Raw genomic sequence first — 6022 nt, forward strand, 5'->3', positions numbered from 1 at the left:
TTCCCCCTTCGTAAAATATTTCTAACATGGAGCAGCTAAATTTATGCTAACAATATTACTCATTTTTAGCATTGTTCAAAATGTTTTATACATTATTTTAATAGCCAGTAAAAAGAATTTACATTTGCAGAAATAGAAGTAAAATGGCGTATAAGACGTTGAGAGAATGCGTAACTGATTTGGAGCGTAACCAACATTTAATCAGGATAAAAGAAGAAGTAGATCCTGATTTAGAAATGGCTGCCATTCATTTGCGTGTGCACGAAGCAAAAGGTCCAGCTATTTTTTTTGAGAATTTAAAAGGATGTCAGTTTCCGGCTGTTTCAAATCTTTTTGGAACAATAGAGCGAAGTAAATTTATTTTTCGCGATACCTTAACGGATGTAAAAAAAATTATTCAACTCAAAAATAATCCACAACAAATTTTAAGAAATCCAGCGCTTGCGCTGAAAGCATTAAAAGCACTTCCGAAAAAATATTTTTTCAAACCCTCTTTTTTCACCGAAATAAGTATCGATCAATTGCCACAAATTAAATGTTGGCAAAACGATGGCGGCGCGTTTATCACGCTGCCACAAGTTTATACAGAAGATATTGAAAATCCAGGCGTAATGAATTCTAATCTTGGAATGTATCGCATCCAATTAAGCGGAAACGACTATGTTCCGAACAAAGAAATTGGTTTACATTATCAATTAAATCGCGGAATTGGTGTGCATCAATCCAAATCCAATGTAGCAGGAAAACCTCTCAAAGTAAGTATTTTTATTGGTGGTCCGCCCGCACATACCTTGGCTGCCGTGATGCCTTTGCCAGAAAATATGAGTGAACTTACTTTTGCCGGAATACTTGCCAACAGACGATTCCGATATGCTTATAAAAATAATTTTCTGCTTTCTTGCGATGCAGATTTTGTGATTACAGGTGAAGTTTTTCCGAACGAAAATAAACCAGAAGGTCCTTTTGGCGACCATCTCGGATATTATAGTTTAAAACATAATTTTCCGGTAATGCGTGTCGAGAAAGTGTATCATCGCAAAAATGCCATTTATCCTTTTACCGTGGTTGGTCGGCCACCACAGGAAGATACGGCTTTTGGAGCGCTTATTCACGAACTTACCGGCAACATTCTTCCGAAAGAAATCTCTGGCTTACACGAAATAAATGCAGTAGATGCAGCTGGTGTTCATCCGCTACTACTCGCCATTGGTAGCGAGCGTTACACGCCATACATCGCACAGCGAAAACCACAAGAAATTCTCACGATTGCCAATCATATTTTGGGATTCGGACAAATGAGTTTGGCAAAATATTTATTTATTTGTGCAAAAGAAGATAACCCGAAATTAAGTTCAAAAAACATTCCGGATTATTTTCAGCATATATTGGAAAGAGTTGATTTTACAAGAGATTTGCACTTCCACACACGCACGACTATCGACACATTGGATTACAGCGGAAGCGATTTAAACAGCGGAAGTAAATTAATTATTGCTGCCGCAGGAGATAAAAAAAGAACGCTCGGAACAAGTCTCGAAAAAATAATTTTCCAAAACGATTTTCGTCATCCGAAATTGGTAATACCCGGAATTATTGCTGTTGAAGCTGATAAATTTGAAAGTGAAGAAAAAACAGAAAAACAAATTTCGTTGCTGAATGCTGAACTATTTCAAAATTTCCCATTGATTATTCTTTGCGACAACAGCGATTTCGTTTCTCAAACGCTGAATAATTTTTTATGGGTTACATTTACGCGTAGCAATCCTTCGCACGATGTGTATGGAATGGATTCGTTTGTGGAGCATAAACATTGGGGATGCAAAGGTTCTCTAATTATTGATGCACGTATAAAACCACATCATTCGCCGATACTCGAAAAAAATCCAGAGATCGAAAAACGAGTGGATAAATTAGGCGAAAAAGGAAACTCTTTACACGGAATTATCTAAAAATTATCTTCAAAAAAATAATTTTTCAAACGCTTTTTTTTCTTACAAATTAGCAAGTATAAAATCAGTCATTTTGGTGTACAAGTGAATGCGTGTATTGCCACCATAAATACCATGATTTTTATCCGGATAAATAAACAAATCGAATTGTTTATCGGCGCTTACTAAGGCACTAATCATTTCAACCGTATTTTGAAAATGCACGTTGTCATCGGCAGTTCCGTGGATTAATAAATAATGTCCACGTAATTTATCGACAAAATTAATGGGCGAATTTTTATCGTATCCATCCGGATTTTCTTGCGGCGTTTGCATGTAACGTTCCGTGTAAACGCTGTCGTAATAACGCCAATTGGTAACGGGCGCAACGGCAATAGCGGTTTTAAAATAATCCGCACCTTTTGTAATACACAAAGAACTCATGTAACCGCCGTAACTCCAACCCCAAATACCGATGCGCGTTTTATCTACATACGCTAATTTTCCAAGGTATTTTGCAGCATCAATTTGATCTTCTGTTTCGTATTTTCCAAGTTGTTTGTAGGTACAATCTTTAAATTCTTTTCCTCTTCCTCCCGTTCCGCGATTGTCTACCGAGACAATGATATATCCTTTCTCGGCAAGCATTTCGTGCCAAAAATAATCGGGACCTTGCCAAGAATTATTTACCGTATTTATTCCGGGACCACCGTAAACATTCATCAATACTGGATATTTTTTTGTAGAATCAAAACCAATCGGTTTAATCATCCAAGCATTTAAAGTAACGCCAGCAGAATCTTTGAGTGTGAAAAAAGTTTTTTTCGAAAGCGCATACGTTGCCATTATTTTTTTCAAGCCGTCGTTGTCTTCCAACACGCGAATTTCTTTTCCATTGTCATTGTTTAAAGTAATATAGGGAGGCGTATTTGCTTGAGAAAATTCATTGAAATAATAATTAAAATTACTACTAAACTTCGCATCATTTGTACCTTCCGAAATAGATAATTTTCGTTTATCCTTTCCATCTAATTTAATAGAATACAAATCTTTATCCGTTGGCGAAACTTCCGTAGAAGTATAATACAGCGTATTGTTTTTTTCATCCACGCCTTTAAATTCAAGCACATCCCAATTTCCGTGCGTAATTTGTCGCACCAACGTTCCATCAATATTGTACAAATAAATATGGTTAAAACCATCTATTTCACTCAATAAAATAAATTGTTTTTTGTTTTTTAAAAATGTGCAATACGAATCTCCTTCTTCATTTACATCCACATAAGTTTTGCTGGTTTCGGTATAAATAATTTTTGATTTTCCAGTTGTCGCATCTGCAAAAAGCAATTCCAATTTATTTTGCAAACGGTTCATTCTAACAATCGACAAAATGTTCGGATCCATTGTCCACTGCACGCGCGGAATGTATTGATTGGTATCTTGCGCCGCACCAATTTCCATATTTAACGTGTTTTTCGAAGCTATATCGTAAACGTGAATGCTCACTTGCGAGTTGGTTTCACCAGCTTTCGGATATTTGAATTTATAAACAGAAGGATACAATTGATGTTTATACTCACTCATCTCAAACTCTTTTACTTTACTTTCGTCGAAGCGATAAAACGCAATTTTTTTACTATCCGGCGACCAATAAAAAGCGCGCGCAAAACCAAATTCTTCTTCGTACACCCAATCTGTTCCACCATTAATAATATTGTTAAAAAGCCCATCTGTTGTGATTTTCATCTCCACATTCGTTGTTAAATCTTTTACAAAAAGATTGTTATCACGCACAAAAGCTACTTTATTTCCATCCGGAGAAAATTGAGCAAACATCTGCTTTTCACCAGAAGAAAGCAATGTTAATTTTTTTGCGAGAATGTCCCACACATAATACGTTTCGCGCGTAGAATGGCGGTAAATATGTTCCGTAGCAGTGGCTATCAAAATCTTTTTTTCGTCGTCCGAAAATTGATAACTATCAATGTGAATGTGCCTAGTAGAATCTTTCGGAATCAATTGCGATTCTTTTACCACTGTTTCCACAGATTTTCCCGTGGCATAATCGTATTTTACAATCGACGGATCGCCGGTTAAATAATCCAACGAAGTATAGTGCACACCGTCGTTCATCGAACGCAATCCGTACACATATTGCGGATAAAAAGTGGAGCTCGACCAAATATCTTCCAAAGTAATTTGTTTTGGAATTTGATTGTTTTGCGCTTGCGCGAAAGTAAAAGTGCTCGCCAAAAGGCTGATGAAAAAAATATTTTTTCGGATGGTCTGTTTCATAAAATAATTTTTTGAAAAGATAAAAGTAGAATTATATTTTTAGAAAAGGTGGATTATAAAGTAGGAATGGATTGAATTTCTTAACCAACAATAGTCGTAATTTTCATGCTAATTGAAGGGAGAAGCAGAAGAAAAAGAGATTTTTCAAAATTCACTTGAAAAATCCCCGTTGGTAGCCCCCATGTTACGATTATCGAACCAATTAATAACAAGGTTTAAGCAAATATATAAGCTAAGAAGCATTGTTATTTCCATTTAGATTACTCTGTTTTTTTTAACTATACATAAATTGTTTTCGCCCACTTTTTGTTAGGAATTCCATAAATAACTTCAATAATAATACAATAACATTAGATTCCATCTTTCTTAAAATACTGATTTTTATGAAAAAGGTGTGATATGTGTAAGATATTTTAATGGATGTATAACACCTTAAAGGTTGAATGTCTTCACTTTTGTATTCTAATTTTAATGTAACAAATAAATTATAACCTTAAAAAAAAAACATCATGTCTTTTGAATTACCTAAATTACCATATACATACGATGCACTTGAACCAAACATAGATGCACGTACTATGGAGATACATTATACCAAGCATCATCAGGGGTATGTAACTAATCTTAATAATGCTATTAAAGGGACCGATGCTGAAAACAAAAGCATAGGGGAGATATGTAATACTATTTCCAAATACCCAGAAGCAATAAGAAATAATGCAGGCGGTCACTTCAATCACTCTTTCTTTTGGAAGATTATGAAATTTAAAGGTGGGGGTGAACCATCAGGTGATTTAGCGATAGCCATTAAAAAGGACTTTGGGTCTTTCGAAGAATTTAAAGCACAATTTGCCAAGGCTGCGACTAAGCGTTTTGGTTCAGGATGGGCTTGGCTTTGCATAAGCGAGGAGAAATTAAATATATGCTCAACACCTAATCAGGATAATCCATTAATGGATATTTCAGAATCCAAAGGAAATCCGATATTGGCTTTAGATGTTTGGGAGCATGCTTATTATTTGAATTATCAGAATAAACGTCCTGATTATATTACCGCATTTTGGAATGTAATTAACTGGGATGAAGTGGCTAATAATTTCGAAAGTTCTCGAAGTAAAGCGACGCTTCACAACCATGTTAGTAAATAAATTTAAATGCCTTTAATTAATAAAATACTTGTTCTGATTGATTTTTCAAAAACATTCATTATTGTGAAAATTCTTTCACAATTAAAAATAGGAAAACAATGAAAAAGTGAATTCAAGCCGTTTCAAAAAGTATAAAGCGCAGAGGTACAAAGGGTGTTTGCACAGGAGTTAAATTTGGAAGTGCAAGTTGTCCTCCAGGAAGTAAGAGGTACGTACTTGCTAAATTTTTTAAGCGCATGAATAAAAAGTAATGAAACATAATGACCTAAGTTTTAAAATATAAAATTATGCCATCAAAAAAAGCAAGCATATCCAATCCTTCAAAAAAGAAAGATAAAGTAAAAAAAGATCCTCCGATGCCTGAAGAATATGAAGAACAAAGAACTACAGCCGTGCGTATGCATCCACAACCATTGAAGCATAGAATTAAAAAAATCAATAATTTACAAAAAACCAAATCCCGAAAATCATAAAGAAGCCTCAAGGTATCTTTGAATAATCAAAAAAATAAAACTATGGAAACAATTCATATTGCTGCAAAATACCACCAGGTGGGAATTGCAAAAAAAGAAAACAAAGAAAGTGTTCTTTCAAAATGGATCGCTCAGATAAGCCCATCGGACGAGGATTTGCGCATAAATCATTTTGGTA

4 protein-coding genes are annotated in these 6022 nt (G+C 34.9%); 3 read left to right on the forward strand and 1 reads right to left on the reverse strand.

Annotation, left to right across the window (positions count from 1 at the left end; all coding sequences use genetic code 11):
• Nucleotides 1-143 precede the first annotated feature (143 nt).
• Nucleotides 144-1949, forward strand: coding sequence for a UbiD family decarboxylase (locus ABIZ51_04725; protein MEO7088080.1), 1806 nt, complete (start codon nt 144-146; stop codon nt 1947-1949).
• Between the two features lie 42 nt (nt 1950-1991).
• On the opposite strand, the gene ABIZ51_04730 is transcribed toward ABIZ51_04725, so the two are convergent.
• Nucleotides 1992-4223 carry a S9 family peptidase gene (locus ABIZ51_04730; GenBank protein ID MEO7088081.1) on the reverse strand — a complete coding sequence of 744 codons (2232 nt, stop codon included), beginning with the start codon at nt 4221-4223 and terminating at the stop codon, nt 1992-1994.
• Nucleotides 4224-4732: 509 nt separating this feature from the next.
• Here ABIZ51_04730 and ABIZ51_04735 point away from each other — a divergent pair.
• Together ABIZ51_04735 and ABIZ51_04740 are read left to right on the forward strand one after the other, a co-directional pair.
• Nucleotides 4733-5371: a superoxide dismutase gene (locus tag ABIZ51_04735; GenBank protein MEO7088082.1), complete on the forward strand. Its 639-nt coding sequence runs from the start codon at nt 4733-4735 to the stop codon at nt 5369-5371.
• A 287-nt stretch (nt 5372-5658) separates the two neighbouring features.
• Nucleotides 5659-5844, forward strand: coding sequence for a hypothetical protein (locus tag ABIZ51_04740; protein ID MEO7088083.1), 186 nt, complete (start codon nt 5659-5661; stop codon nt 5842-5844).
• The last annotated feature ends 178 nt before the right edge of the window (nt 5845-6022 follow it).

The sequence above is a fragment of the Bacteroidia bacterium genome, from assembly GCA_039924845.1.
In the GTDB taxonomy this organism is placed as follows: domain Bacteria; phylum Bacteroidota; class Bacteroidia; order DATLTG01; family DATLTG01; genus DATLTG01.

Excerpts from the sequence above, each read along its gene's own strand:
- ABIZ51_04740 (MEO7088083.1), top strand. The coding sequence starts at position 5,659 with ATGCCATCAAAAAAAGCAAGCATATCCAATCCTTCAAAAAAGAAAGAT.
- ABIZ51_04730 (MEO7088081.1), bottom strand. The coding sequence starts at position 4,223 with ATGAAACAGACCATCCGAAAAAATATTTTTTTCATCAGCCTTTTGGCG.
- ABIZ51_04735 (MEO7088082.1), top strand. The coding sequence starts at position 4,733 with ATGTCTTTTGAATTACCTAAATTACCATATACATACGATGCACTTGAA.
- ABIZ51_04725 (MEO7088080.1), top strand. The coding sequence starts at position 144 with ATGGCGTATAAGACGTTGAGAGAATGCGTAACTGATTTGGAGCGTAAC.